Genomic DNA, 2,298 nt, shown 5'->3' with positions numbered 1-2,298 from the left:
AATTTACTCGGCGGTAGTGAAGATGCCCAGGCTGCCTGGTTACGCCAGCACGGTGTTGATATGGCGACCTGTTCTGATAATCCAACGGGAACTGCATGTCAGAAAGCAATGAATGAACGTGATGCCGTAGGGTTGGCGCTTGCTACAGGTAGTGTTGCCCTGTTACCGGGGGGCGCTCAGGCTATGTGGGGGCTTGGAGCAGGAGTGAATACAGGTGCTCAGTATGCTGAAGATGGCAAGGTGAATCCGGTTAACTCTGTTGTCGCTGGCTGGACAAATGTTGTCAGTATGGGTAATGGCTTTTGGGGTACAGTGGGCTGGAATGCAGCAGGTGGTGCTTTAACCAATCAGATTAACGGTGACAATCCTTTGACCGGAGCAATCACCAATGGCCTGGGTTCTGCCGGCGGGTACTGGGGAGGCAAACTAATCTCTTCGGGCACAAATGCGGCTGGTAAATGGCTAACCGGTGGCTGGGATCCTAAGTTTAATCCTGACTTGCTAAAATATAGTGAAGTAAAAGGACAGTTGGGAATCTCTAAAGAGATGTTGCCGAGTAAATTACCGGGAATAATAGGAAATACAGGTTCATCACTTAGTTCGGAATATGGAAGTGGCGTAACACAGGAAATCATAAAAGAGGTAAAAAAAGATGGTAAGTAACAATCAATTACAACGAAGAAAAACTATATTGATGTTACTTATTTTTATCATGACTGTCTTGATTGTTATTGCCACAGCTTTATTAACACGATTATTTTTGTCAACCATACTATGGTTCTTAAGTGGAAATTTTGATATGTCATGGAACGATGTATTGCATGGAATTAAACTCGGATTTATTGGAGGATCGATATGTGGGGCTGGTATCATATTATTCCGCCTTTTTAAAGTAAAGGGATTCTAATCTATGTTGAAAACATCCCAGCCTTTGTGGTTGGGATTGTAGTTGAGAATAATGCGCTGAGTCCGGGAGATTTTGGAAAAGGGATGGCGGATTACGGACAGTCTCAGTCATCTCTCGGTACCGCAATGATGCAGGCCGGTGCTTCAGTTGATGAAATAACGGCAGCGCTGGTCAAAAATGCGCAAGGAAGTATGCCGGAAGGCCAGGATGCCGTTAAAGGACTGCTCTCTGCGTGGGGTAACTTCTTTGGTGTTCCGTTAGATGTTGTACTGTCTAACGAGCAGATGACGCCACAAAAGGCGGCCGAAATACTCTCCAGCGGAATCCCAACCAGTGAAGCCAAGCTCATGCAGTATGTGGCGGCGAAAGCTTTCTTTACCGTCGCGAAGAGTAGCGATCTTGGGCTTTCAGCTTCGAATCAGAAATATGTTGATATTTTATCGGCTGAAGCCAAACAGCATATTTTATATGGTGACGGCCCTACTAGCGGAGGACACCTCTATCCTGGTAATCCGGGCAAAACACTTTATCCAAAAGAGTGGTCAGCAGATAAGGTTGTACATGAAATAGGTGATATAGCCACTTCACCGAACACTAAGTGGTTTGCACAGACAGGAACAGGTGGGATGTATACTGCTAAAGGAGATCCTGCCAAATGGGTAGCGTATGAAGTTAGAGATGGTGTCCGTATTCGTGTTGTTTATCAACCGGCTACAGGGAAAGTTGTTACAGCTTTCCCTGATAATAAACCTGTGCCTCCGGCATCGAAGCCCATTAAAAAGTAGGATTAATTTATTAAATGTTTGATATAAAAATCAATAAATTAGGTAGGTTGCTTGAGGGGCGGTTGGATCCGGAACTAATTGAGGGTGCCCTGGATTACATTCAATATAATGAAGAACCCCTTGCTTTTGAGATTCTCTGCGATCACATAAGTGAGTATGACATTAAAATAACTCAAAGGGAGTATGAATTAATAAGTCAGCTTATCGAAGACATGAAATTAGATATAAATGAAGCACCATTCAAATATTTAAAAGAATTAGTCGTTTAAGTAAATCCCAGCCAACCGGCTGGGATTTTTACATCTGCTGGTCACTCAGCGGGTCGGATCACCAGTAGCCCCCGTTCAACGGCGACGGTAACCGGCGTGTCGGTTGTAAATCCCGCCTCTTCCAGCCAGTCGCCCTTGAGGTGCAGGCTGGGCGAGCGGCTGTAATACGTGGTCATACCGGTAGCCCGCTTAATATGCTGGATACTGACGTAGCCGACTTTATAGCGGCGCTGCGCTTTGGAAATCCTCACTTCTGGCTTAGTATCATGCTCAGCCATAATCAACTCCTGGTTAGTTGGTTGTGGTCAGCGGGTTATTGGTGTTGCATCACCTTCAG

The 2,298-nt window shown here is 45.4% G+C and carries 4 protein-coding genes; 3 read left to right on the top strand and 1 reads right to left on the bottom strand.

Annotated features, from left to right (window positions below; genetic code table 11):
• The 3 genes from JJB97_RS17715 to JJB97_RS17700 all read left to right on the top strand — a co-directional run.
• Positions 1-663: hypothetical protein (locus tag JJB97_RS17715; RefSeq protein WP_238715396.1), on the top strand; the 663-nt coding region annotated here is incomplete at its 5' end.
• Positions 664-1,032: 369 nt separating this feature from the next.
• Entirely contained in the window at positions 1,033-1,692 is a 660-nt protein-coding gene (locus JJB97_RS18665; RefSeq protein ID WP_317981547.1) for an EndoU domain-containing protein, read from the top strand.
• A gap of 14 nt (positions 1,693-1,706) precedes the next feature.
• Positions 1,707-1,961, top strand: coding sequence for a MafI family immunity protein (locus JJB97_RS17700; RefSeq protein WP_238715395.1), 255 nt, complete (start codon positions 1,707-1,709; stop codon positions 1,959-1,961).
• Between the two features lie 41 nt (positions 1,962-2,002).
• Here JJB97_RS17700 and JJB97_RS17695 read toward each other — a convergent pair whose 3' ends face one another.
• Positions 2,003-2,239, bottom strand: coding sequence for a SymE family type I addiction module toxin (locus JJB97_RS17695; protein ID WP_238715394.1), 237 nt, complete (start codon positions 2,237-2,239; stop codon positions 2,003-2,005).
• Positions 2,240-2,298: the final 59 nt, after the last annotated feature.

Source organism: Tenebrionibacter intestinalis, assembly GCF_016632365.1.
Classification (GTDB): domain Bacteria; phylum Pseudomonadota; class Gammaproteobacteria; order Enterobacterales; family Enterobacteriaceae; genus Tenebrionibacter; species Tenebrionibacter intestinalis.
This window is presented reverse-complemented; position numbering and strand designations above follow the sequence as displayed.